At 52.6% G+C, this 24,387-nt stretch carries 22 protein-coding genes; 7 read left to right on the top strand and 15 right to left on the bottom strand.

Annotation, left to right across the window (positions count from 1 at the left end; genetic code table 11):
* Nucleotides 1–85 precede the first annotated feature (85 nt).
* The 4 genes from V5G20_RS08905 to V5G20_RS08890 form a co-directional block, all read right to left on the bottom strand.
* A complete protein-coding gene (locus V5G20_RS08905) occupies nucleotides 86–862 on the bottom strand; it encodes a sporulation protein (RefSeq protein WP_003389205.1) in 777 nt (258 codons plus the stop codon).
* Nucleotides 863–986: 124 nt separating this feature from the next.
* Nucleotides 987–1,466, bottom strand: a complete 480-nt coding sequence (locus tag V5G20_RS08900) for a hypothetical protein (RefSeq protein ID WP_031933106.1) — start codon at nucleotides 1,464–1,466, stop codon at nucleotides 987–989.
* Nucleotides 1,463–1,774 carry a YtrH family sporulation protein gene (locus V5G20_RS08895; RefSeq protein WP_003389202.1) on the bottom strand — a complete coding sequence of 104 codons (312 nt, stop codon included), beginning with the start codon at nucleotides 1,772–1,774 and terminating at the stop codon, nucleotides 1,463–1,465. The genes V5G20_RS08900 and V5G20_RS08895 overlap by 4 nt, the downstream gene beginning before the upstream one ends.
* Nucleotides 1,775–1,934: 160 nt before the next feature.
* Nucleotides 1,935–2,165, bottom strand: coding sequence for a hypothetical protein (locus tag V5G20_RS08890; protein WP_035979042.1), 231 nt, complete (start codon nucleotides 2,163–2,165; stop codon nucleotides 1,935–1,937).
* A gap of 311 nt (nucleotides 2,166–2,476) precedes the next feature.
* On the opposite strand from V5G20_RS08890, the gene V5G20_RS08885 reads away from it, so the two are divergent.
* The 3 genes from V5G20_RS08885 (at nucleotide 2,477) to V5G20_RS08875 (ending at nucleotide 5,573) form a co-directional block, all read left to right on the top strand.
* Nucleotides 2,477–3,736, top strand: a complete 1,260-nt coding sequence (locus tag V5G20_RS08885; RefSeq protein WP_003389201.1) for an MFS transporter — start codon at nucleotides 2,477–2,479, stop codon at nucleotides 3,734–3,736.
* Between the two features lie 176 nt (nucleotides 3,737–3,912).
* On the top strand, nucleotides 3,913–4,050 hold the full coding sequence (locus V5G20_RS08880; protein WP_338463351.1) for a hypothetical protein: 138 nt from the start codon (nucleotides 3,913–3,915) through the stop codon (nucleotides 4,048–4,050).
* A 110-nt stretch (nucleotides 4,051–4,160) separates the two neighbouring features.
* Nucleotides 4,161–5,573 carry an HD domain-containing phosphohydrolase gene (locus V5G20_RS08875; protein WP_003389199.1) on the top strand — a complete coding sequence of 471 codons (1,413 nt, stop codon included), beginning with the start codon at nucleotides 4,161–4,163 and terminating at the stop codon, nucleotides 5,571–5,573.
* A 116-nt stretch (nucleotides 5,574–5,689) separates the two neighbouring features.
* Here V5G20_RS08875 and V5G20_RS08870 read toward each other — a convergent pair whose 3' ends face one another.
* Both V5G20_RS08870 and V5G20_RS08865 read right to left on the bottom strand, forming a co-directional pair.
* Entirely contained in the window at nucleotides 5,690–6,196 is a 507-nt protein-coding gene (locus V5G20_RS08870) for a hypothetical protein (protein ID WP_003389198.1), read from the bottom strand.
* 18 nt (nucleotides 6,197–6,214) lie between these two features.
* The gene (locus V5G20_RS08865; protein ID WP_003389197.1) at nucleotides 6,215–7,294 is read right to left on the bottom strand and encodes a M42 family metallopeptidase; all 1,080 of its coding nucleotides are present in this window, start codon (nucleotides 7,292–7,294) and stop codon (nucleotides 6,215–6,217) included.
* Between the two features lie 168 nt (nucleotides 7,295–7,462).
* Between V5G20_RS08865 and V5G20_RS08860 the strand changes: the two genes are divergently transcribed.
* Nucleotides 7,463–8,308, top strand: coding sequence for a GNAT family N-acetyltransferase (locus V5G20_RS08860; RefSeq protein ID WP_003389196.1), 846 nt, complete (start codon nucleotides 7,463–7,465; stop codon nucleotides 8,306–8,308).
* A gap of 66 nt (nucleotides 8,309–8,374) precedes the next feature.
* The gene (locus tag V5G20_RS08855) at nucleotides 8,375–9,661 is read left to right on the top strand and encodes an NAD(P)/FAD-dependent oxidoreductase (protein ID WP_338463350.1); all 1,287 of its coding nucleotides are present in this window, start codon (nucleotides 8,375–8,377) and stop codon (nucleotides 9,659–9,661) included.
* Between the two features lie 290 nt (nucleotides 9,662–9,951).
* On the opposite strand, the gene V5G20_RS08850 is transcribed toward V5G20_RS08855, so the two are convergent.
* The 7 genes from V5G20_RS08850 to V5G20_RS08820 form a co-directional block, all read right to left on the bottom strand.
* The gene (locus tag V5G20_RS08850; RefSeq protein ID WP_003389193.1) at nucleotides 9,952–10,149 is read right to left on the bottom strand and encodes a hypothetical protein; all 198 of its coding nucleotides are present in this window, start codon (nucleotides 10,147–10,149) and stop codon (nucleotides 9,952–9,954) included.
* Between the two features lie 6 nt (nucleotides 10,150–10,155).
* Nucleotides 10,156–12,651 carry a septation ring formation regulator EzrA gene (locus tag V5G20_RS08845; RefSeq protein ID WP_338463349.1) on the bottom strand — a complete coding sequence of 832 codons (2,496 nt, stop codon included), beginning with the start codon at nucleotides 12,649–12,651 and terminating at the stop codon, nucleotides 10,156–10,158.
* A gap of 49 nt (nucleotides 12,652–12,700) precedes the next feature.
* A complete protein-coding gene (refZ, locus tag V5G20_RS08840) occupies nucleotides 12,701–13,318 on the bottom strand; it encodes a forespore capture DNA-binding protein RefZ (RefSeq protein ID WP_024982858.1) in 618 nt (205 codons plus the stop codon).
* Between the two features lie 512 nt (nucleotides 13,319–13,830).
* A complete protein-coding gene (locus V5G20_RS08835) occupies nucleotides 13,831–14,742 on the bottom strand; it encodes a hypothetical protein (protein ID WP_031933110.1) in 912 nt (303 codons plus the stop codon).
* 115 nt (nucleotides 14,743–14,857) lie between these two features.
* Entirely contained in the window at nucleotides 14,858–15,853 is a 996-nt protein-coding gene (locus tag V5G20_RS08830) for an MBL fold metallo-hydrolase (protein WP_338463348.1), read from the bottom strand.
* A 54-nt stretch (nucleotides 15,854–15,907) separates the two neighbouring features.
* On the bottom strand, nucleotides 15,908–18,178 hold the full coding sequence (locus V5G20_RS08825; RefSeq protein WP_227277971.1) for a sensor domain-containing diguanylate cyclase: 2,271 nt from the start codon (nucleotides 18,176–18,178) through the stop codon (nucleotides 15,908–15,910).
* A 26-nt stretch (nucleotides 18,179–18,204) separates the two neighbouring features.
* Nucleotides 18,205–18,786, bottom strand: a complete 582-nt coding sequence (locus tag V5G20_RS08820; RefSeq protein WP_003389186.1) for a histidine phosphatase family protein — start codon at nucleotides 18,784–18,786, stop codon at nucleotides 18,205–18,207.
* A gap of 222 nt (nucleotides 18,787–19,008) precedes the next feature.
* On the opposite strand from V5G20_RS08820, the gene V5G20_RS08815 reads away from it, so the two are divergent.
* Together V5G20_RS08815 and rpsD are read left to right on the top strand one after the other, a co-directional pair.
* Nucleotides 19,009–21,315 carry an S-layer homology domain-containing protein gene (locus V5G20_RS08815; RefSeq protein WP_122957928.1) on the top strand — a complete coding sequence of 769 codons (2,307 nt, stop codon included), beginning with the start codon at nucleotides 19,009–19,011 and terminating at the stop codon, nucleotides 21,313–21,315.
* Between the two features lie 325 nt (nucleotides 21,316–21,640).
* Nucleotides 21,641–22,240 carry a 30S ribosomal protein S4 gene (gene rpsD / locus V5G20_RS08810; protein WP_003389184.1) on the top strand — a complete coding sequence of 200 codons (600 nt, stop codon included), beginning with the start codon at nucleotides 21,641–21,643 and terminating at the stop codon, nucleotides 22,238–22,240.
* Between the two features lie 91 nt (nucleotides 22,241–22,331).
* On the opposite strand, the gene V5G20_RS08805 is transcribed toward rpsD, so the two are convergent.
* Nucleotides 22,332–22,799, bottom strand: a complete 468-nt coding sequence (locus V5G20_RS08805) for a DinB family protein (protein WP_243014241.1) — start codon at nucleotides 22,797–22,799, stop codon at nucleotides 22,332–22,334.
* A 161-nt stretch (nucleotides 22,800–22,960) separates the two neighbouring features.
* A complete protein-coding gene (gene tyrS / locus V5G20_RS08800) occupies nucleotides 22,961–24,241 on the bottom strand; it encodes a tyrosine--tRNA ligase (RefSeq protein WP_003389179.1) in 1,281 nt (426 codons plus the stop codon).
* Nucleotides 24,242–24,387: the final 146 nt, after the last annotated feature.

Here is a 24,387-nt window from a genome sequence, read left to right as displayed (position 1 = left end):
GCCTAACAAATGGGGTGCCGTTCACACTCCCGCGTGTTTTTGTCAAATGCGTATTGGTTTTTTCAGAGCGTGGCTTGGCCTTTTGCTAGTGAATATTCCGACGGATGATTTCTTCGATCCCTTCGGCAATCGCCGAGACCGGTCGATGCAAATCAGCCTGGGTCAGCCGGAAACGGGCGTAGCGTTCGTCCAGATTGAAGGCTTCCTGAAAGGCTCCCAGAAAACCGCGAGCTCGTTTGTCCATTTCCAGAAGAACCTCCAGTTCTCCCTCCTTCAAATAAAAGACGGCCTCCAGCTCCTCCAGTCGGCTGCGGTAGGGGCCTGTCGGACGGAACTCAAACTCCTGCACAAATGGGTAAGAGCGCCCGAGATGACGATTGTATTCGCAATCCACTTTGAATAATTGAAAGCCGAGAGACTGAATCGCGTCCAGCACTTTTTCCATCAGCGGATGCGGCCGAACCTCGATGAAGTCTGAATCTCCCGGATCGATGGCATTTTTAATGTCCAGTCCGGTACGCAGGTACACAGGCTGCCGTCCCATCGTAAGCGGAGTCTCGTACGGAAGCTGGAAGGAAAACGGAATGACCTTCTTTTCCTTCGGGTTCAGCACGAACCGTTCAGAAAGACGGTACTTGCCGAGCGTGCATTCTTCCTTTACCTTGCGATCATTTGCCTCGCGCTCATAATGCGTGACGACGTACATATAAATTTCGTCCACATCCTGTGCAACATCGCCACCTGTGATGTGGACCTCACCTCTTACCCATTCTCCCGGGATCAACGAATCGTTCTCCAGGCGGGCATCTACTTGGGCAGCCCCGATACCTACGCTTGCCAACAGCTTTTTAAACATTGACATGGACTCATTCTCCCCTTACCAACGCATCGATTGCCTTGCTTTTTCATGCAGTGAGAAGCTTCTGTACCTTTTATACGGCGGGTCGCAATAAAAGTTTCGCTGCCGAAAATAGATTTCCCGATCTTCATATATCCTCGCGTTTTACTTCAGCAGTCACGAACAAGTGGAGAATCCGGCTGATCGCCACCGTTTTGACGCGCACCTCGACCATCGTTCCTTCGATGATGTACTCTCTTCTCCGCAGCATTTCATGGAGCATCTCCTGGACTTCTGCCACCTGCTCGACTTTTTTTCCTTTCAGGGAAGCCAAGTCTTTTTCCAACTGCCTTGTCATTTGCAGTTGAATCGTTTCATGCAGCTTTGAATCCAGGACGGTGACCCGAATCTCATCGATGACCACCTCTTGTTTTCTCCGGGCCACTTTTTCCGACTGCTTCAAGCTCTGATTTTCCTCCATCAGCTTTTCGTTCAGCAGTTCCAGACTGCGCTTGACAAGCATCATCTGCTCCATTTCCCTGCCGTAAATAAACAGCATTCCCGACCCGCCGAGAATGGCGCCTATGAGCAGGAGAGCTACGTAACGCTTCCACAACATAACCTTCATGAACGCACCTGGACCAGCCATTGAATCGAAATCGTCCCCATATGTGCCCCGAGGAAGGCGACAACGATCATGACAAGCTGTTTGAACACAGGCGAAAAATTGCCCGCGAGGATTTTTTCGATCTGCAAAAAGGAGTCAAACGTTCCGCCCAAGGCACCTACAAGGCCCCATATTTTCAATTGGTCAGCCAAATCATGAATGGACCAGAGCGGCGGCTTTTCATTTAAAAAAGCGCCCAATCCACCGCACAGGGAACCGCCGACCACAATGCCGTACGCCACAAAAAAGGTTAAAATGACCTGCCCCATCTCCATCCCTCCGGCTTGACAGCGTTAGTCTATCCCTACGCCGGAGGCTGGACAAATATGAAAGGCTATATGTCCCTAGCTATATGGCTCCCAGCCAAACGGCTCTCACACACGCAAAAACGGCATGCCGCCAGCGACACGCCGTTTTTGTATGCAGCCCTCAGCCTCTTCTCCCTCGTCCCCTCATTCGCCGAAGTCTCTTTTGAATTTGCGCGGAGTTCATCATCATCAGATCCATGAACAGATTGACCATATTGGGATTGTGCAGAACCTGCTGGAATACTTCCGGATTTTCCCGAAACCACTGTTCATTAGCCTTAACCCAGGATCGAAACCCGTCATTTCTTTTGTAATAGCGGTTTAACCGGCGAATCGGACGGTATGCACTCACCTTTAATCGATCCCTTCGTCGAAGAAAATGGAGAGGAGAAAGATGATCACCAGAATCCAAATCACTACTTCAAACCCTTCGTGATTTGCAAAAAAGCCTCTCACGTTTGTCCCTCCTTGTTGACGCAACCTTGCACCATGTATGCCCACAGTTTTTTTACAGTATAGGTATATGTCGAGAGGCACCCGTTGGATTGGACGAAAGCCTGTTATCCCTTCAATTCCGCTCTCGCCTATTTTCGGGTGCATAGACTGGCTACGGGAACATGCATACTAGGGGAAGATTGCCGAAACGAAAGAGGAGGCGGCTCTATGACCGTTGCGGCAGGAAAGCTATGGCGGAACAAAATATTTGCACTGCTGCTCGTCCTGGTTTTTTTCATGCACCTGGCCTCCTTTCTGATCGTGCCGATCTTTCCCATTTTCCTAAAAAAAGCCCGTGCCCTCTCTCTCGGACAGGTCGGCATCATTCTCGGTGTCGGCAGTATCGCGTATCAGGCGGGCAGCCTTTTGGGAGGTCCTCTGTCCGACCGTCTCGGCCGGCGCTCGATCATGCTGGCGGGAGCACTGCTCCAGGCTGTTGCGATGCTCGGCTACCACTACAGCGACAGCTACGCCGCCTTGCTGTTTTTCTCAGGTGTGAACGGACTGGGAGTTGGATTTCTGGCACCGACAATCAAAGCATTGCTCGCTGACACCGTAGACAACACCCAGCGGACCGCAGCTTTTTCCTGGAGAGGGATTTTCGCTCACCTCGGCATTATCATCGCGGGCCTGACGATCACCTGGATGACCACCAAGGATCTGTATCCGTTTGTCTTGGCCTCGATTGTTTTTTTGCTGCTTGCTGCCGGCATCCTGTTTACCCTGCCGAACGACCGCTGCGTCGGACCTGATTGCAAACGCACGCCCTTATCGGAGTACCGGCATATTTTCCGGCATCGGAGCTTTTTGCTCTTTTCCGGACTCTCTCTATTGATCTGGGCCTTTTATGCCCAGTTCACGCTGGTGCTGCCATTGCGCGGCGAGTACGTGCTGCATTCCGCTCATTTGATCGGGCTGATCTGGACGATCAATTCCGTAAGTGTGGTGCTGCTTCAGGGGCTGATTTCCCGTTTTGTGCTTCTGAAAATCAATCCGTATTTATCGCTCGTTGCGGGAATCCTGATGATAGGCGCCGGTTTGTTCGGCATCGGGTTCGCGGACCGCTTTGCCACGCTGAGCGCTGCTGCCGTCCTGTTCATCATCGGGGAAATGCTTCTGATGCCTGTGCAGGACAGCCTCGTCGGTCACTTTGCCAAAGAGGAATGGCTGGGGGCGTATTTCGGGATTGCCAACTTTGTATCGGGTATCGGCACCGCCATCGGCACAACTGTTGGCGGCACACTCGTAGAGCGATTGGGCGGGGTCAAGAGCCCCTATCCGTGGGTGGTGTACGCCATTACGACAATCATTCTCGCTGTCGTTATGGGATTGTTCGCTCTCTACGCCATGCCGCGTCACAAGCAGGGAAGCGAGGCCGCAGGGCCGATCCAGTCCCGTTTTATGCCTAAAAAGGAGCGTGTCAAATAAAGATGGATGAACGGACACAACAAGATGGTCCCCCCATTCAGGAGGAAAAGGTGCAACTGCTTCAGCGCATCCCCCTGTCTTCTCTGCTCATACAGGCTGAGGACAACATCCAGGATCAACAGTTTGCACGCTGGCGGGCGTCTAACCGCCAGCAGTGGATTTTCTAGGAGGTCATGATGGACGAATCGAAAAAGCGCTTCTCCAATAACCAAGAGGTACGAAGCGAAGACAACAGACAGCCTCGTTCCGTGCAAAATGATCAGCCGGGGTACGGGAATAAAAAACGGGAGGGACCAAACCGCCCTTCTACATGACTTGAAAGGGATGGCGATCACCATCCCTTCCTCTATTTTTTTCGACATTATTCGTGAATTTATTGAAGGTTAAAGCGATTTCGCCTATTATGAGGAGGAAGAATACCAAATTGCGGAAAGGACGTAGCGCCTTGCCTTCGAAAACGACGCAAACGACCATAACGCGCCTTTATCCATTGTTCCTTATGTTGCTTCCTATCATCTTTTCCGTAATCGTGTTCTTCGGTTACTCCCAGACAAAGCTTCTCTACTACCAGAACGAAGTACAGGCGATGGACCGACAGTTGAACTCCGTCTTCCAGATACTGAGCTTGTTTGACAAACGGGTCAAAGACAACTCGATAACTCGCACAGAGGCTCAAGAGAGTGCCAAGAAATTGTTGGCCGGAACCAGGCTCCCGGACGGAACCCGCAATACCAACGATGTGGAGCTGACCTTGAGTTCGGGAGATGCCTTTATCGTCTTTAATTCGCAAGGCAACTTGCTCGTGCACCCGCATCTGGAAGGGCAAAACATGTTTCAATTGTCCGATGCCGATGGGCGGACACTTGTTCGTGAAGTGCTGCATAAAGGAAAAACCGTTATTACATACCCGTCATTGGACCCGACTACCGAGACGCGCGACACGAAAATCGCCGTAGCACGGTATTTTCCCGAGTGGGACTGGCATGTAAGCCTGACCACAGCCGAGTCGGACTTCTACCATCAGCTTTCCTTGTTGAAATCTTTACTGGTTTTATTGGTTCTTGGCAGCTATCTGATCACCGCATTTCTTTTTTATAACACGAAGCGGAAGGACAAGGCGCTGCTCAGCTCCACTCTGCGCGGCCAACAGCTCGCGGAGACCAATCAAGGCATTTTGAAAACATTGGCCGTCGCCTTGGAGGAAAGGGATTCGTATACATCGGGCCACTCCCAGCGAGTCGCTTTTTACATGCGGGTCATCGGCCAAAGCATGAACCTGGATGAAAAAACGTTGGATACGATGTACACAGGCGGACTTCTTCACGATATTGGCAAAATCGGCATTGAGGACAGCATACTGCTAAAACCGGGCCGCCTGACAGATGAAGAGTATGAAATTATCAGATCTCATCCGATACGCGGCGAGGCTTTGTTGAAAAGGCTGTACGCCGATGCAGGCAGGCAAAACTCCGCTGAAATTGACGCCATTTTATGCATAACACGCCATCATCATGAGCGCTACGATGGAAAAGGGTATCCTGATCAGCTCGCGGGCGAGGAAATTCCGCTGCTGGCAAGGGTGGCCGCAGTCGCAGACTCGTTTGATGCCATGACATCCTCCCGCGCATACCGAAAAGGGCTCTCCTATTCCAAAGCTTGCGACGAGATTATTCGCAATGCCGGTACACAATTTTGCCCGGAAGTAGTGGCTGCCTTTTTTCGGTGCATGACAGAAGAAACCTTCTTCCATGCTCACCACATCTCGCGAGTCACTGAAATGATTGACCGGATTCATGATAAAAACGGAATGCCCTATATCCATCGCGTCAGCAGTTGAATGGATGTGCGAAATCCATACTCTTTTGCTGCTTTGAGCATAAAGAAAGCCATTTGGCCAAAGGAAACGGCTAAATGGCTGTTGTTTTTCGACGCCGGGCTGGCAATCGGGAATTTTTAATCCAAACGAACTAATTTATAAGGAAGATGAAGCTCCTCCAACTTTGCGAGAAAAGCTTCGGCTTCCTCCTGCGGCGCGATGAGCTGCAGATAGCGGGAGAAGTAGAACACAATCCGGTCTGTCTCGTTCTCCTGCAGCCGATAATGCGGAAACGTGGAAATATCGGTCAGCGTATAAAAGAAATCATACCGCTCAGCCGTCATCGGAGCCCGAAATTGTCTGCTGACAATCACATCGCCGCTCCGGTTTTCGCGTATGCTGTCTCGCGTCGCCCCCAAAAAAACCAGCCACTCCGCAGAACGCTTTGCCCCCCAATTGTCAGCGAGCATCTGATCATTGTACTCGATTTCCAGATGGGTCAGGCGTTGACGGACGCTTTCCAGCATGGCCATCAACACTTTCCGCACAGCCAGATTGCTCGGCGAAAACTTGTTATCGTAAATGTTGTACTCGTACGAGGTCTGTTCACCCTGCTGTTTTACATAAAGGGTTATGGCCTGCATCGTCCTGTTCCTCCTTCCCTATCGCGGCAGGATGCTTTCATATGTCGCTTTATCAAGCCTCTTTACAGCGGCAAAGAGAAGCTTCCTCGCTGCCTCATAGTCATCCCGGTCGATGATTGCCGCATGACTGTGAATGTAGCGGGACGGAATGCCGATCACCGCAGACGGTACCCCTGTGCCATGATATTGGACGACGCCCGCATCGGTGCCCCCTTTGGCGATGTAGATCTGGTAAGGGATGTTTTCTTCTTCACAGACAGAGATGAGGAAATCGCGCAGGTTGGGCGACATGATGTACATCGGATCATACAGCCGCATCAGAACGCCGCCGCCTAGTTTTCCTCCGCCTTCTCTTACTCCGGGAATGTCGCCCGCCGGACTGGCGTCCACTGCCAGGAACAGGTCCGGGTCAATCATGCCGGCCGCGGTCTTGGCCCCCCGTGTACCCGCGACTTCCTCTTGCACGGTCGCTCCGACATAGACTACATTGGGATGATCGCGATGCTCGTGAAGCTCTTTGGCCAGCTCGACAGCGAGGCTGCAGCCGTAGCGATTGTCCCACGCCTTTGCCATGATCCGTCGCGGGTTGGCCATCTGGGTGAGCGGGCATACCGGAACGATCTGCTGCCCCGGACGAACTCCCGCTTTTTCCGCCTCCTCGCGGGAATCGGCCCCGATGTCAATGTACATGTTGCGGACATCCATCGGGCGATTGCGCTGGTCGTCGCTCAGTACATGCGGCGGGATCGAGCTGATGACCCCTTCGATCGCTCCCTGCGGCGTAATCACCTGTACCCGCTGAGCAAGCAGAACCTGTCCCCACCAGCCGCCAACGGTCTGGAACGACAGAAATCCTTTTTCCGAAATGCGGGTGACCATAAACCCGACCTCATCCATATGTCCGGCGACCATAATTTTCGGTCCATTTTCGTTGCCGCGCATGACTCCAAACATGCTTCCCAGACGATCATGAACAATCTCATCCGTGTATGCTCCTATGTATTCCCGCATAATCGCGCGCACAGGCCCTTCAAAGCCGGATACGCCCGGTGCTTCCGTCAGTCGCTTCCATAGGTTCCATTGAAACTGGTTTTCCATACCAGTACCCCCTTCTCTCGTACATCCCTTTTATTATTGATCAGGGACTGCCGGGATGCAACCTGCCATCCCGTACTGCAACACCCGATGTGCAGGAATCCCGAATTCCCGGAGCGAATGGTTAACTGTCGCATGCTATGGATACGGAATGGAAAGGAAGGCACGCCGATGAATATTACCTTTCGAAAATTGGCAGAGAAAACGGATCTGGAAAAGCTGGAGGAACTGGAGAGTGCAGTCTGGAGCGAATCATCTGTCGTTCCTAGCCATATGACCTTGACACTGGCCAAATTCGGCGGATTGTTTCTTGGCGCCTTCGACGGCGACCGCATGATCGGCTTTCTCTACAGCTTTCCCGGCTACACGGATCAGGAGCTGCATCTCTGCTCGCATATGCTCGGCTTTTTGCCTGAATACCGGAAGCAAGGCCTGGGGGTGCAGATGAAATGGATGCAGCGCAGCGAAGCACTGGCGGAGGGCTACCGAAGGATTACCTGGACCTACGACCCGCTTGAGACGGTCAATGCCTACCTGAATCTGGTCAAGTTGGGCGGCGTGGTTCATCGCTATATTCCAAACTGCTACGGAGAACTGGCAGATGATATGAACCGGGGTCTGCCGACCGACCGTTTTTTGCTGGATTGGCATATCGCAAGCGACCGCGTCATGCAGCACCACGCCGGCAAAAGCGTTCGACCTGACGCCAGCGGGCTTCCGGCCGTCCTTTTCTATCAGGAGAAAAACGGTGTCGTGCAGCCAGCAGGAATACATCTGGATCAATCGGAGGAGCGCTTGTCGCTTCCTGTTCCTGCGCACTTTCAGGCCGTCAAACAGGCGGATATGGGAGCAGCCGCTGCCTGGCGGGAAGCCACGCGCGAGCTGTTCACTCACTACTTTTCCAAAGGGTACATCGTAACCGGGATTTGCCGGCAGCAGTCGACCGCCTCTTACATTCTGGAAAAGCGTTCCCTTGAAGACGTGCTGCAAGGTGAGAGGCTTGCCGGGGCAAAATAGGCTCGCTCCTTTTCCTGTGCTACAATAGACGTACAATCATACCCTAAGAAAAAAGGACGAGAACTGATGAAAGCTAGTCACTACGATGTCATCGTCATTGGCGGCGGTCCCGCCGGACTGATGACTTCCATTGCCGCTTCTTCCCAGGGGGCCCGTGTCTGTCTGGTGGAGAAGGGCAACAAGCTCGGACGCAAATTAATCATTTCCGGAGGCGGCCGCTGCAATGTTACGAATGCCAAGGAGCTGGACGAGCTGATCAAGCAAATGCCCGGAAACGGACGCTTTCTGTTCAGCGCACTCTCTCAATTTAACAATCAGGACATTATCCGGTACTTTGAAGAGCTGGGCGTTGCCTTAAAAGAAGAGGACCGCGGGCGCATGTTTCCCGTCACCGATAAAGCTGTGACGGTGGCGAACGCTCTGATCGAGCGGATCAAAAACCAGGGTGTCGAGCTTCGCTTAAACAGTCCCGTGGAGAAAGTGCTGTACGAGAACGGCCATACGGACGGCGTGCTATTGAAAAGCGGCGAGCATCTGAAAGCACCCTGTGTGGTAATCGCGGTAGGCGGATGCTCCGTTCCGCAGACAGGTTCTACTGGAGATGGCTACGAATGGGCGCGGGATGCCGGTCACACCATTACCGACCTGTATCCTACCGAAGTGCCGCTGATTGCTGCCGATTCCTTTATCCGGGACAAATCGCCGCAGGGCTTGTCGCTTCGCGAAGTGGAATTGACTTTGTATGATCCGAAAAAGAAAAAGAAGGTCAGTACGCAGGAAGGCGACATGATTTTTACCCATTTTGGCATTTCCGGCCCTGCTGCCCTGCGTCTGGGACACTATGTCTCCGTCACCCAGAAGAAACACGGCCAGGTCCCGCTCCCTCTGACGATTGACCTGATGCCTCACAAGCATCTTGACGAAGTTGCCGAAGAGAGCTGGCGCTTGTTGGAGGAGCAGCCCAAAAAGGCTGTGAAAAACGTCTGCAAAGGCTATCTGCCGGACAGACTGATCCCGATTCTTTTGTCCATGGCGGGTATTTCCGAAGAAACGACGCTGAGCCACATGCGCAAACAGCAGTGGAGAGAGTTCGCCCAGTTGATCAAAGCGTTTCCGTTGACGATCACCGGCACGCTTTCTTTGCAGGAAGCGTTTATTACCGGTGGAGGCGTCAGCGTCAAGGAAATCGATCCACGGACGATGCAATCCAAGCTGATGCCGGGACTCTTCTTCGCGGGAGAGGTGATGGACGTCCATGCTCATACGGGCGGATACAACATTACCATCGCTTTTTCCTCGGGATATGTCGCTGGTACGCATAGTGCCCAAGCTGCGCTGGAGAAACGCGGATAAAATTTCTACAATTTTTTCTCGAAGAGGTTTAGGCTTTTTCTATACGGGGAAACTAGCTTGTGGGTACTCTTTTTCGAAGAAGAGTGAATGGATTTCTACTCCCCCTAGCAGTAGGATTCCGATTCTCACACCTCTACTCCCTTTATCTTTCTAGATGGGCGTCGATCCAACAGTCGACGTTCTTTTTTTTGTGTGCAAACCGCTCTTTTCCGCTTGTACGCATTGAGAATATGGGCACCGCGCAAAAAAAGCTTCGCCACTGAAAGGCGAAGCCGTGTTTCTTGCGATTATCATGTTGTCACACGATACAATAAGGCGAGTCCTGCCATGATAAACGCGAACCCTAACAAAAAGAAGGTGTTTGCTCTCTGTTTGACCTTTTGTTCATTTCCGTTGAAGTGGGCGAGCAAACGCGCTTGCCACCGCTTGGTTCGCGGCTGGATCATCAGCAAGATCCCGCCGGCGAGGAGGAAAATGGGCAGGAGCAAGCTGCTTCACCCCTTCTTCTTGCGCCGCAGCAGCCAGCGCGTTTCCGTCTCTTCCGGATCGCCTTCCACGATCAGGCGGGCTTCTTCAGCCAATTGGAACGCTTCAGCAAACAACAGTTGGCGAAATGCCTGTTCGGCCTTTGTCAAAAGTTCGTTTACCTGCCGATTTTGCCTTCTGTAGCGATTGGTGTACTGGATGGCCCCCTCCGCCTGCTGGCAGTCGGAAATCGTCCGCTCGGCCAAACGCTCCGTTTCCAGCAGCAACTCATTGGCATCGTTGATCAGCATCGCGACTTCCTCGATGTCATAGCGATACGTTTCCATAACTGCCTGGATGCGGGCCAAAATTTGCACAATGTCTTCAAACAAGTACTTCAAATGCTCCGGTACACCCGGCAAATAGCTTCGCTTAATCTGCTGGCGAATCCGGACCAATGCATTGGAGATGCGTTCCAGCTCATCCAACGCCTCGTCTTCGGTCTCGATCACCAGGCGCTCCGCCTCTTCTTCCGCTTCTTCTTCCTGCCAATCCGAAGCCATTTTCGGGATCACGAGCTCGTATTCCTCGTCGTCCTCGTCATAGTCCGGTTCTTGACGCTTGGGAGCTGCGGCGTTGTCCTTTTTCCTGTCAACGGCACTGTTCAACAGCTCTGCCCGCTCCGCGCCGCTTATTTCATTGGCAGCCCCTGCAAAAGGCCGTTCTTCCCGCATCTCTTGTACCGGAGGCAAAACCTGACCGATGATCTCCGGCTCCGTTTGCAAACGGGCCCCATCCGGTTCGACAGAAGGTGCTGCTGCAGCCATCGTCTCAAGTGCTTCCTGGCTGATTGGAGGAGCCGCTTGTGTACTGCCTTCCCTCTCTGAATGTTCTTCGATCGTATTCTCTTGGCCGGCCTTCTCTTGGTGACCAGTAGAGACAGCAGATCTCTCTATGTCAAAACCGATAATCTCCGGTTCCATCGACTCTGCTTCAGCCGGGTAAGCAGTCGGGGAAGCAGCCGCTGCCACTTGAGCGGAGGCGGCTCCATTTCGCTCGGTCAGGATGGCCTCTTCGATACTTTGATAGGTCGAGTCAAGCAGAACCTCAAATGCCTTCACGTGGGTCTCCAGCATCTCCAGATTCCCTTCCTCCAAAGCAGCCTTGGCAGCCATCATGAGCTGCTTTGCCTGCAGGAGAGAGTTGTCCAGCACACTTCGGTTCAAATCGTATCCGTCCCTTGCCGCTTGTGCAATTCCTTCCTCCAACTGGCGGTACTCTTCGGGAAGCTCTTTGCGGATACGCTCGTTCCATTTCGGAATGCTATCGATCGCATCTGTGATCCTGCCCAAAATCTTTTGCGCTTTCAAGGTAAGATCGTACGCAGCGACATCGTCGCCGTCTGCCCGCACTTCTTTAATTCGGGTGCGAATGGCGTAGGCCTCATCCAGTCCGGCCTTGAGCTCATGGAACGACAATCCGTACTCCAGACGCAGATCGGACAGGCGGCGCTCCACCTGCTCCAGTTGTTTGCCGATTTCCGGGATAGCGAGCTTGCTTTCTTTTTTTGTCGTTACCACTTTGACGGTGTCTTGTTTTAAGTCATTGAGCTCCTGCTCGATGGAGGTCAACGTCTCTCTCGCCTCGTCCAGCAGTCCCAAGGCCAGCTTGAAGCGGAAGCGGTCGCATGCTTCCTCCGCGTCAAGTATCATCATATCGACATCCGGTATGCGATTTCGCAGCAGATTTTCTTTGCGGTCTGCCAGGAACATGTACTTCTCTTCCGTCTTTCCGGAAGCCCGGCGAAGCGGCTTGTCCATCTCCATTACGTTGATTTTCTCGACAAGCTCGTCTTTCCAATCCTCTACATCATCCACTTGGGCAAAAATGGCCCGGCGTCTGATCATCGCGTAGATCAGACCGACAGACAAAGCTGCAAAGACGGCCCCAATGGCGTACAACCACCAAGGAAGCTTGGCCCAAGCAGGCTTTTCGGCTTTTTCCTCCTGCGTGCTTTCATCTGCAGCAGGGTTATTGGCAGGCTGCGTTTGATTTTGCTGTCTGTCTAGTTCAGCGGCAACCTCATCGAGAAACGTCTGGATGCCGGACAAGTAATCCTTTTGATTCCGAAAGGGCTCATAGTAAGCCGTCACCTTGTCATGCAGCATCGTCATGCTGGCACCCTTCGCCTGGAGCGCAGGACCGGCATAAACACCGATCTGTTCGGTATTGATATCCAGCACAATCATCATCGCATCTTCCGGCAAATTGTAGTTGTCGTACAGCTTCTGTGCATACTCGTCTGGGCTTTGCGCCTCTGGCTGCGTGCTTTCGACGACGACGACCTTGTATGTACCCGGCAGCTGCTTGATTGCCTCTGTAAGTTTCTTCTGATCCTCTGGTTTCGTATATTTTCCTGCGTCCTGTACGACTGCATCCGTTTTATCCGGGAAAGGCGCGGCCAATGCCGGTTGGCTATATAACATCATTCCTGCAAGGCAGAGCAGGATCCATTTCTTCTTCACGGTTAGGACAACCCCTTAGCGTCAAAATTCCCTGTAGGCAAAGCTGTTTTTACTTTTGCTGATTGTAAGGCAAACAGAGCCATCCATGCAAAGAACGCATGATTTCGGCAAGCAGCCACTCTGCAAATTCTGCCGAAGCAGGCTCCAGATAGTAAACCTCCCGCACTGTTTGGGGATGGAGAAAAGGATATATCAATTGGCTTGCTGTCATCAAGAGGACGTGTTCCACAGACACAGGCATAAAAACGCCGGCCGCAATCCCTTCTTCGATCGGTTTTGCGATTCCGTGTTTCCAGCGGCTAATATACAGCGTCATCACTTCACGGGCCAACATCGACTCCACGCTCAGCTCTCGCTGGATCAGCCTTGTCGTTGCCGCGTGCTCGCTTTGAAATGTGACATAAAGCCGGATGACCCCTTCCAGTCTTTCCATCGGGAGAAGGTCTTTCTCGCTCTCCTCGAGCTGTTCCAACTGTTGAAACAAGGTTTCAAAGTAGTAAGAAATCAGCCTTTCGAGAACACCCTGTTTCCCTTTGAAGTGATACGAAATCAGGGCGGCATTCACTTCGGCTGCTTCAGCAATTTGTCTGACACTGGTTCCATGGTACCCCTTTTGGTCAAAAAGGGTTGCTGCTGCAGACAAAATGCGCAATTTGGTCTGGTCCATTCTGCCTGCCCCTTTCCTCGCTCCGCCATTCCGATGAAGGTCGCAGAGGAGGTATCTTACTTCATTTTACAGACCATTCGCCATAAAAAGATAGTCTTGTTAGTAGTTCGACAAAGTTTTCCAGGATTCCTCCTGTAGAAATTTCAAGTATGATAAAAGTATGACAGAGGAAACCTGCATGCACTACAACGATTTATCCGACAGTTCTGGTTGGTCACACTTTCCCTGCCGCCCTTCTTTTCGCAGTCCTTATAGAGCAGAGGGCACAAGATTTTCAACCTCGAAGGAAAGGACCAAAAGCTTTTCCATGAAGAAATACGCTGAAGTCCCGTCAATCGTTACATACGATATTCCCGAAGGCGGTGGCGAGCTAAACTATGCCATCTCTATTGCAACAGCTGCGATCGTATGACACTACCGGCTGAATATCTTTTTGTCCGCATAAAAAAACGTCCACTCTCCCTTCTTGCACAAGAGTGAACGTATACGGAAAGCTGCCCGCATAAAGCCAATTACCCTGTGGCCCCCGCCGCAGTCGGGTCTGGTACCGGAATGGCCTGTCCGTAGTTTTGGAGGTATGTCTCCACCTGCGTATACTCGCGGACTCGCTGGTCATTCATATCGTATTCCGAGCGTATGGACATCGTCATGTTGGTCGGGAGCTTCGTATTTTTGTTGTAGTAAATGGTGTATTCCGCTTCCAGCTCCATCTGGTCAATGATCTCGTCCACTGGCGGTTCGGTCGCCTGTATCGTGGCTCCCGTCCGCGGCCGGTTCCATGTTCCGTCCGAGAGCGTCAACGCGTATTTCAAACGAGGCTGGTGAATTGCCTCTGTCTGCAAGACAGCAGCGCCGCCGGCATGAGACTGGGTCCGGGCGCTCGCCTGACTTTTCATCTGCTCCGCCAGCCAGCTTTTCAGTTTCGTCGAGTCCATCAAAATCCGCACTGCTTCGATGTCATCCTCTGGGGCGCGATCCTGCAGGGGCAGTACGCTTTTCTTCATTTGATTGATCTGCTCCATAGCGAACACTGGATCCCAGTTGTTCATTTCCTGGCGAAAGACCGTGTCTTGGCCGCTTGTATTTTTCCAACCGGCGCTTCCTTCTGTCCGAACGTAAATCTGTTCATTTTTGCTCAGCAGCGACACGCTTTTCGCCTGTTTTTGCTCGGGAACGGCAAAATCGACTCTCATCAGCATGTCATCGCCTGTTTTTCGTCCGGAAAAACTGACTACGTTGCCGTTGGCGGTATCGCCTGTCACGAGCTTGGTCGTGCCGTGAAAAGCAAAAGCCTGCTGCTCTGAAAAACGGTCACGGACCTGTTCAAAAGCGGAATCCGCATTTTGCTTGACCCCCATCTGATTGCAGCCGGTCAGGCCTCCACAAAGCAGGGCAAGCATCACGATGCTCCATCCTTTGCGCATCTTCGTCCCTCCTCTTCGTCGCCATTAGGGTTTCCGAGGAAGAAAAGGCTTATTCTGCTTGATATTCTGCTTGAGAGATCCGGCAGCCGGAGAGCGTCCCTTTACCTTCATTCACTCACAACGAGTAATAGAGAACCCCCTCTTTTTTTCTGCATTCCACTTGATGCAGGATCGTCAGCAAATCAATATGTCCCAACGTCTCGGATAGCGTCAAAGGGAGTTCCTTTTCATACAGGATGGGGAATAGCATGGCGGTCAGCTCATACGCGGTCTTTTCCCCTTCAGTGAGCAAGTGCCGCAGCATATCGGTCCGCTCCCAATTTCTCTGCAGGCGCTGCAAGATCAGCTCGCGGTGGCCCACAACCGGCTCCCCGTGTCCGGACAATGCCAAATCAATCTCCATATCCGCGCACATCTGCAGAGCAGTCCGATACTGGACGAGGGTCAGCGGACGCGCCGCCGACTGATCGCGGGGCGGTTCGATAAACGCATTGGACGAGATTCGCTTGATGATGTGATCGCCTGCGATCATGACCCGATCTTCCGCCCTGTACAGGGAAAGATGGCTTTGGGAGTGGCCCGGCGTGTATAAAACGCGCCACCCGGGAAGGCCGGGAACGGTTTGTTCGTGCTTGAGCGGTGCATCAATGCGGCTTCGCTCCGAGAAGGTCATCATCAGCTTTTGGTACTTTTGAATGATGATCAGCTTGTCGTTCGGTACGCCGCTCTCTTTGTACAGATCATAAAAAAAGCGGTCGTGAAAGGATAAAAAGTCCTCGTCCATCTCTACATACGGAATGGCCAGCGGATGAGCGAGAGTAGATGCGCCCGATACCCGGCGAATCCGCTCCAGTTGTCCGCAATGATCCACGTGATGATGCGTCAGGACGATTTGCTCGATCTCTTCCGGTCGGATGCCGATTGACTTCAGACCCGCTACGAAAGTCTCCCACGCCTCATCCGTCAGCGGACCTGTGTCAACCAAAGTCAGACGCTCTCCCTTGATCACGTATAGATTCACCGGACCAACGGAAAACGGGGTGGGGATTTCCAATAAATAGACCCCCTTTGCCACCTCCGCCGCTTGTCTGTTTGGACGTTCTGTCGTCATTGTAGCCCTCCTGTTTCCCGTCGTCTCTCCAAAAGAAAAGAGCCCAGACGGCTCCTACGCTAATATAACCTGGTTTCTCCCTTTGTTTTTTGCCTCGTATAAAGCGATATCCGCCTGATAAAACAGGGACTCCACACTGATATCGCTGTTTCGTTCCTTGCTCCACTTGGCCAGACCGCAAGAGATCGTAACTTTTGGAGAAGTCTCTTTTTCAACAAAAGAGCGAATCCTCTCTGCGATCGCTTGTGCAGTGAGCTTGTCTACCCGGGGCAGATAGACCGCCAGCTCTTCTCCTCCCCAGCGCGCGGGGATGTCGCTTTCCCTGATATGGCTTTTGATCTGATTGGCGACCTGGATCAAAACCTCATCCCCTACCTGATGGCCGTATGTATCATTGACGACTTTAAAATAGTCAATATCCATCAGAATCAACGAGCCAAAGCCGTCCTTTTCGAGAGAGGCCCGGACGCGTTCATTCAGATAGCGCCGCGTGTACAGCCCGGTCAAATTGTCTGTGATGACCATCCGCTCCACTTCGTTATGCAGCATGGCATTGGTCATGGCTAAACTGGCGTGCTGTCCGAAAATTTCCAAAAGCTTATAATCGTCAAAACTAAAGAAATGATGGCGAGAATCAGCAACGATCAGGACGCCTCCCAGTTCGCCTTCAACGACCAGCGGAACACCCATCAGGGACGCAATCGGCGTCACGGATGAACAAGGCAGCAAGGAGAAGGACAGCGGCCCGGAGCCAGGTTGTACGAGCAGCAGGGCCTGCTTGCTTGATAGTATTTCGGAAATCGGCTTTTCTCCGGCTTGGATAATCCGCCCCTGACACTCGGGATGGGAAGAAGAAATCACTTCAAAGGTTTCCTTTCCCTGCTCCTTGCGTAAAATGGCGCAAAATTCGGTAGAAAAGGTCTCCAGCAGCATCTTGGTTACAAAGTCGAGGATTTCCTGCAAATTCAGACTTCGATTCAGCTGTCTGGCCATCTCATTAATCAAACGCAATTCTCTGATAAGATTGCGGGATTGCTGATACAACTGGGCGTTTTCAAAAGCTTTTCCCGCCGTCTCAGCCAAAATCGAGATATACTCCGTCTCATGTGGACTTAAGAAAACGGTCCTGTCCGTAGTCAACTGCAATACCCCGTAAATGCCCTGTTTGCCTAGCAGTGGTGCGGCAAGCACGGCTACCGTGACTCCATCCCGCTCCTCGTAGTCCATGACCAGGCTTCCTTCCAGATAGGCGCGTGTGCTTGTGGAACAATCCTCGTCTTGGAAGGAGAGCGGCTTAACCGGTGTCGTCGCATTCGTTTCGACGGTGAGGAACAGGTCAACAACGGCGTGCGGATACAAGGATCGGATGCTGCTGATGATTTCGTTCAGTACGTCATTTACATCGATTGACGCCTGGATCTTGGTCATCAATTGATAGAGCAGATCTTTTTTGCTCGCATCCCTTCGCAAGTCGTCGGCTACCATCGTTCTTTTGAGGGCGTAGCTCGCCTTTTCGCCTACCTCTTGCAGAAATGCTACGTCCCGCTCGTCATACGTTTCTCGTTCTTCGGGAGATAGATGTAAAAACAGGGCGTACAGCGGTCTTCCTTCACAAGTAATCGGCAGGATGACGGTGCGATAGCCATCCTCCACCGAGGGGGTCAGCGGCACTCCCGCAAAACGCGCAGCCAACTGCGTAATGTGGCATCCCTTTCCATCCACTGCCTGCGTCGTAAAATACTCCGGCACGATCAGGGTGCCGACCTCGGTCAGCTTTACAGCGGATACGCTGCCTTTTTGGATGATTTCGGCAATTTGATGAATCAAGCATTCCAGCAGGTCCTTCGTACTCTCATGGCGGTTCAGCTTCATGATGATGTCGCTCGTCGCATGCTGAATATATGCGTCATAGCCCATCCGAATCAACGCTTCCAGCCCCCTCATGTACGAAGCCAGCTCGAACTCGATCTCCTGTTGAGGCGCGACCATGCCAATCACCGCTCTGATACGGCCGTCATGCTCCTTTAACGGAAACGCTCCCCAAACCAAATCGCCGTCTCCGGATTTCTGTACGGAAATCTCTCCTGTACGCAACGCTTGGGAGACAGGAGAGTGGGGTTCGTCGATGAGCTTATTGCCCGCCTGGAGGCAGAGTTTGTTGGGATTCCAGGATTGGCCGACCTGCATTTCCATGAACGATACCAGGATTCCGGCTGAATCTGTCAAGAATAGAATGCCCGGGCGCTTTTCCGGCCAGGATAGCAGCATGAAGTGGGCCATGTAGGAAAAGACCGTTTCCAACTTCCCCAACATTTTACTTGACACGCAATACTCCCTCTCTCCACTTTTTGTCAGTCTTCCAAATGGTCCGTATCATTTACTGTAACTACTTCCCATCGCCGGTCAACGTAATGAAACACGTTGATCCCCGTATTGTCGATTCGGGTGATTCCTGTTCCCTGCTGGCCGCCTGTCACACCGTGCAGGAAGCTGTTAATCAGCCCGCCGTGAGAAACGACGACAATCGCTTTTCCCGCATGGCGGTCGGCCAGTTCGGTCAACGCGGCAGCCGCGCGCTGCTGCATATCCTCAAACGTCTCTATTCCACACGCTGTCTCGTCCATATTTGCAAAACGGACCTTGATTTCTTCATAGGTCAGCCCTTCCCACTCTCCATAGCAACGCTCGCGCAAGGTAGTCAGAGTGGAAACGGTGCAGCCGACATTCTCGGCGATGCACTGGGCTGTTTCCCGTGCGCGGGCCAAATCACTGGCGTAAACGGCGTGAATCGTCTCACCGCGAAAGCGGACACCTACCTTCTGAGCCTGGCTCCTCCCTGATTCATTAAGGGCAATATCACTGTGGCCTTGAATTCGGCGAGCCAGATTCCAATCTGTTTCTCCGTGGCGAACGAGGTAGATGACAGTATGCAATGCGTTTCCTCCTCAGCCGTACTGCTTGTATTCACAACTCTTTATTTATTATATAAGATGAATGTTTGCAATTCCATAACGATTCGCTTTTGCACCAGGACAAAATTCCCATTTTTCCCCTCCTCCGTTTGTTTTTCTTCCAATCTATTGAAACGCCGCTTCTCTTCCCTGCGTCAGAAGTTGTAGTGGCAAGATGTCAGATACAACTTGGGGGGATAAATTATGAAAACACTGTTGGTCCGTTCCGGATCGATTCTCTTGACCGCCAGCCTGCTGGCTCCCGGGTCGCTTGCTTACGGGGAGACGAGAGCAGCTTTGCCCGCAGACGCAAACGCGGCCAGCGCAGCCTCTCCTGCCATGCCTGCTTCCAAAGGGTCGGCTGGCCAGCCTGCTTCGGCGCAATCAGGCAAGGCAAAAATCTCGAAAGACGCGGCTATGAAAATTGCCGGCAAATTTGTCTCGACCGCCGGCCTGGAGCTCAACAACGTCTCCTTCCGCTCTGCCGATCCCTGGCGGGCATTTCCGGAATGGACGTTTTACTGGGTAAAAAAATCAAAGAACGATGCGGAAATCGAACACTCCTACAGTGTGGGCATCAACGCCGACACGGGAGAATTGACGTCCTTTTCATCGTACAACAGGAACGCATCCAAGCCTGATTACGCCAACCGCATTTCGTATGACGACGCCCGGAAAAAAGCAGAGGAGTTTTTCTCCGCCAACGTTCCGTCGAAATGGAAGGAGACGAGACTGTACCATGACGATCAGCCGGTGCAAAAAACTCCGCTGAATGCAGACGCTTCCTATGCGTTTCGCTTTGTCCGTCTCGTGGACGATATTCCGTTCCCGGACAACTCTGTGGATATTACCGTTGACTCCTCTGGAAAGGTGACCAATTACTCGGTTTCCTGGAACGATGACGTCACCTTTGAAAGCCCTGGCAAAATGATATCTTCCGAAGAGGCGGCCGAGCTTTTCCAAAAAGCGCTGAAGCCCACACTGTCCTACGTAGTGCCTTGGGAAGCCCAAGGGGAAAACAGGGATAAGCCGATCCTGGCCTACGACAATCCCTTCAAACTGTTTCTGGACGGATCGGACGGCACTCTCTTGACGCCCCAGCTGAAACCGGCAAAGCCAGAAGAAGAGCCTGTTCCGGCCAGCAGCAAGCCGTTGTCGCCTCGCAATGCCGGAAAACCGCTCAGTCAGGATGCAGCCGTCTCTCTGGTCGATCAGGTATTTGGGCTGAAAGGCTATGCACTTCGCTCTGCCAATTACAGCGAAAGCGACCACCGCAGCAACAGGCCAGTCTGGAATCTCGATTTTGAAAATAAAGAGAAGCAGGTTTTTGCTTCGGCTGCGGTCGATGCCATCACCGGCGATGTGTACAGCTTTTACACCAATTTGCCTGATACCCTGAAGGCGGCCGCTACAAAACAAGAGACGAATCCAAAAGCAATCGAAAAGAGAGCGATTGAGGACTTGAAAAAATTCGCGCCCACCTGGGCCAACCGGCTTTATCTCGATCCGCCGCAAGAAGAAACGGGCGAACAGCAGCCGGACACGTCCTACACCGTACGCTTCCTCCGCTTGGTAAACGGCATAGCGGCAGCTTCGGGATCGGCCCATCTTACCTACGACAAAAAAAGCGGCGAGCTGATGTCATTCAACCTCGACTTTGGACGGGAAAGCTATCCATCCCGGCTCGGCGATCACATCTCAGCCGACAAAGCAGCAGAAGCCTGGCTGAAAGAAGCGAAGCCGGAAGCTGTTTACATGCTGGAGCAGCTCCCGGTAAAACCGCTGGAACAAAAGGGTGGTGTCGAAATCGCCCCTCTGCCGGAGCGAAAGGCCAAACTGGTCTACCGCATGACGACCACTCCGCTTGAGCAAGGGTACTTCCTCGATGCCTTATCCGGGGAATGGCGCAGCACGGCGACGGGGAAAACGATTGAACTGCATCGCACTCCGCCTTCCGATCTGGATGGACACAAGGCCGAGAAGGAACTGCTGTTGATGTACGAGTACGATGCGCTCTCCCTTGTTGACGGAAAGATTATGCCGGAAAAAGAGATTACGCGCGGTGAAATGATCGAAATGCTGATGATCAGCCTGAACCAGGGACGGATGTTTGGCATCTCACTGGAACGCAAGGCAAGCTTTGCCGATGTGGCCAATACATCCAGGTATTTTGCTGCCGTAGAGGCTGCGGTTGACCGCGGGCTTCTGGACAGAAATGTAAGCTCGCTGCGGCCGGACGAGAAAATCACCCGTGAAGAGCTGGCCGACATGCTGGTACGGGCGCTTGGATATCGCAAGCTGGCGGATTACTCGGACATGTTCCAGTCCGACCTAACCGATATCGCCAAGTCAAAAAATCGTGGGGCCATCGTGATTGTCACTTCGCTGGGCATCATGAAAAGCGGCCAGGAATTCCATCCGGAGGACACCGTTTCCCGGGCCGATGCGGCCATCGCCTTTTCGCGATTCCTGGAGGTGCGCAGCAAGCTGGACGAGAATCCCCGATTCTGAGAGCCACTGAAAGAGGACATGGCGAGAAGAAAATAGAGGCAAAAGAGACAGACAGCCGCGTGCTGCAAACAAGGCAACTCCCCATTTTTTCTTGACATTCTCCTAAAAGAAAAGATAATATTGATTGTATGTGTACAGGGTGGCATTGATTGTAGGTAAAAACGGGAGGTAGACCCTCTTAGTTTCGTCCCTTGCAGGCTGCGGCTGAACTCCTGCCAAGGAGCACGATGCGGAAATGCTACCGTCCGAAGTTCGTGTAGCTAAAGACGAAACTAGCCTCGCGGAAGTAAACACCTGCGAATCCAACTTAAAGGAGAATGAAAACATGGCACGTTACACAGGTCCTCGTCACAAACTGGCTCGTCGTCTGGGCATTTCCCTGGATGGTACAGGCAAAGACATTAAACGCAACTTTCCTCCAGGTCAACACGGTCACAACAACCGTCGTAAACTGAGCGAATACGGTATCCAGCTGCAAGAAAAGCAAAAGCTGCGCCACATGTTTGGTGTTAGCGAGAAGCAATTCCGCCGCACATTCGAGCAAGCCGGTAAAATGGCTGGCGTATTGGGCGAAAACTTCATGAAACTGCTGGAATCCCGTTTGGATAACGTGGTATACCGCATGGGCCTGGCTCCAACTCGCCCTGCTGCTCGTCAGCTCGTTAACCACGGCCACTTCCTGGTAAACGGTAAAAAAGTTAACATTCCTTCTTACCGCGTACAACCAGGCGACGTGATCTCCGTTCGCGAGAAATCCAGCAACCTGCAAATCATCAAGGATGCTGTGGAAGCACGCAACTTCCTGCCGAACTACATCACGTTCGACGACAACAAACTGGAAGGTACGTTCAACCGCCTGCCAGACCGCGAAGAAATGCCTGCTGAAATCAACGAAGTTCTGATCGTTGAGTTCTACAGCCGTTAATCTTTCGGATAAAAAAAGAGCAGTGCCATTACTGGCCTGCTCTTTTTGTTTTCTCCGCAGCCTTTACAGAAGTGCTTTCCGAATTTAAGGGCTAACGGGCGGCATATGCCGCTTTTACCCGCTCAATTTGTGCCAGATGGTCATGGACATGGTTGACATAGCGCTCCAACAACTGCAGCAGCGAAAGCGGACCCGCTTCGGTGTGAATGCCTTCTCTCCCCCACTCTTCATCCTTCACCCGCTGCAGTACAGACGCCATTTCCTCACGCAGCAACTGGAACAACTGCAAGGCCCGCTCGGCATTCTGCTGCGAATAACCCAAAGAACGCGCCCAGGCATCCTGATCATACCCGGTCAGGAGCGGCCGGTCTTCTGCCAATACCTTCTTCATCCGCTGCACGCCTACGATCTCCGCATCGCAAATATGTACGATGATCTCGTGGATGCTCCATTTTTCCGGCCCCGGCTTGAAGCTCATTTCCTCTGTAGTCAGTCCGTGGATGGACCAGCGGAGCTTTTCACTTCCATTTGCGTAGTCTTCGATCAGCCGTTTCACCATGCGTTTCCACTCCCATTTCCGACAGTCTTCGGACTCCCCTTTTTCTCTTCCACGGCGACCTTGCCGATTCCTCGTTTTAGCTGACCCGAAGAAAAAAGCCCCGGCGCTGTGCTTTGGAATACAACGCAGGAGCTCTCTAACCATTCTATGATACGCTTCAACTACCCCAGCTTCACTTTGGCAAACTTCCGCTTGCCGACCTGAACGACCATCTCGTCTGCAAGCTTCACACTGGCGTTGATGTCCGCCACTTTTTCCTCGTTGATTTTGACAGCTCCTTGCTGAACCATCCGGCGTGCCTCCCCTTTGGAGTCTGCCAGTCCGAGATCAAAGACGAGGTTGACGATACCCGCTTCGCCATTTTCATACGCGGCTGCGTCCAGTTTTACTTCCGGAATGTCCGTCGGCAGCGCCCGCTGCTGGAATACGGTTTTGAAGTAGTTCTCCGCCGCTTCCGCCGCTTCCTCTCCGTGGTACATCCGGACAAAGGTCTTGGCGAGATTCATTTTCGCATCGCGCGGGTGAACGCTGCCGTCTGCCAGCCCTGCCCGGAGCGCCTCCAGATCCTCATTGCTCATGTCCGTAGCCAGCTCGTAGTAGCGAAGCATGAGCTCATCCGGCACAGACATCGCTTTCCCGTATATTTCGTTGGCCGGTTCGTTGACGCCGATGTAGTTCCCCAAGCTTTTGGACATTTTTTGCACGCCGTCCAGGCCCTCAAGGAGCGGCATCGTCAGAATCACTTGCTGTTCCTGACCGTATTCCTTTTGCAGGTTGCGTCCCATCAAAAGGTTGAACTTCTGGTCCGTACCGCCCAGCTCGACGTCGCTTTGAAGCGCTACGGAATCGTATCCCTGCATCAGCGGGTAAAAAAATTCATGCAGGGAAATCGGCTGTTCACTTTTGTACCGTTTTTCAAAATCATCCCGCTCCAGCATGCGGGCAACCGTCGTCTTGGCTGCCAGTTCCACAACCTCGGAGAATGTCAGCGGAGCCAGCCAGCTGGAATTGTAGTTGACCTCGACACGGCTGGCATCGAGCACCTTTCCGAATTGCTCCACATAGCTTCTCGCGTTTTCCTTTACTTGTTCCTCGGTGAGCGGTTTGCGGGTCTCGGATTTTCCGGTGGGGTCGCCAATCCGGCCGGTAAAGTCGCCGATCACGAGCTGGATCGTATGGCCCAGCTCCTGGAACTGGCGCATTTTTTGCAGGACAACCGTATGGCCCACGTGAATGTCAGGGGCGGACGGATCGAGCCCGAGCTTCACCTTCAGCGGCTGGCCCGTAACGACGAAACGCTCCAGCTTGCGGCGCAGGTCCTCCTCCGGGATGATCTCCATCGCGCCGCGGCGAATGATCGCCAGCTGACGCTCCACCTCTTGCTTTTGCGCTTCCGTCAGCGTGAATTTTTCGTTGGTTTGATTGATTTGCTCACTGCTCATCACTGTTACAGCTCCTATTCAAATAAGTTTGTGAAAAACAAAAAAATCCCGCCCCAAAATAGGGACGAGATTGAACCCGCGGTACCACCCTAGTTGAAAAAATGAAGAATGCTCATTTTTTCCGCTCGAATACAGGATAACGGCCT

The organism is Brevibacillus borstelensis, from assembly GCF_036700025.1.
Lineage (GTDB): Bacteria > Bacillota > Bacilli > Brevibacillales > Brevibacillaceae > Brevibacillus > Brevibacillus borstelensis.
This window is presented reverse-complemented; position numbering and strand designations above follow the sequence as displayed.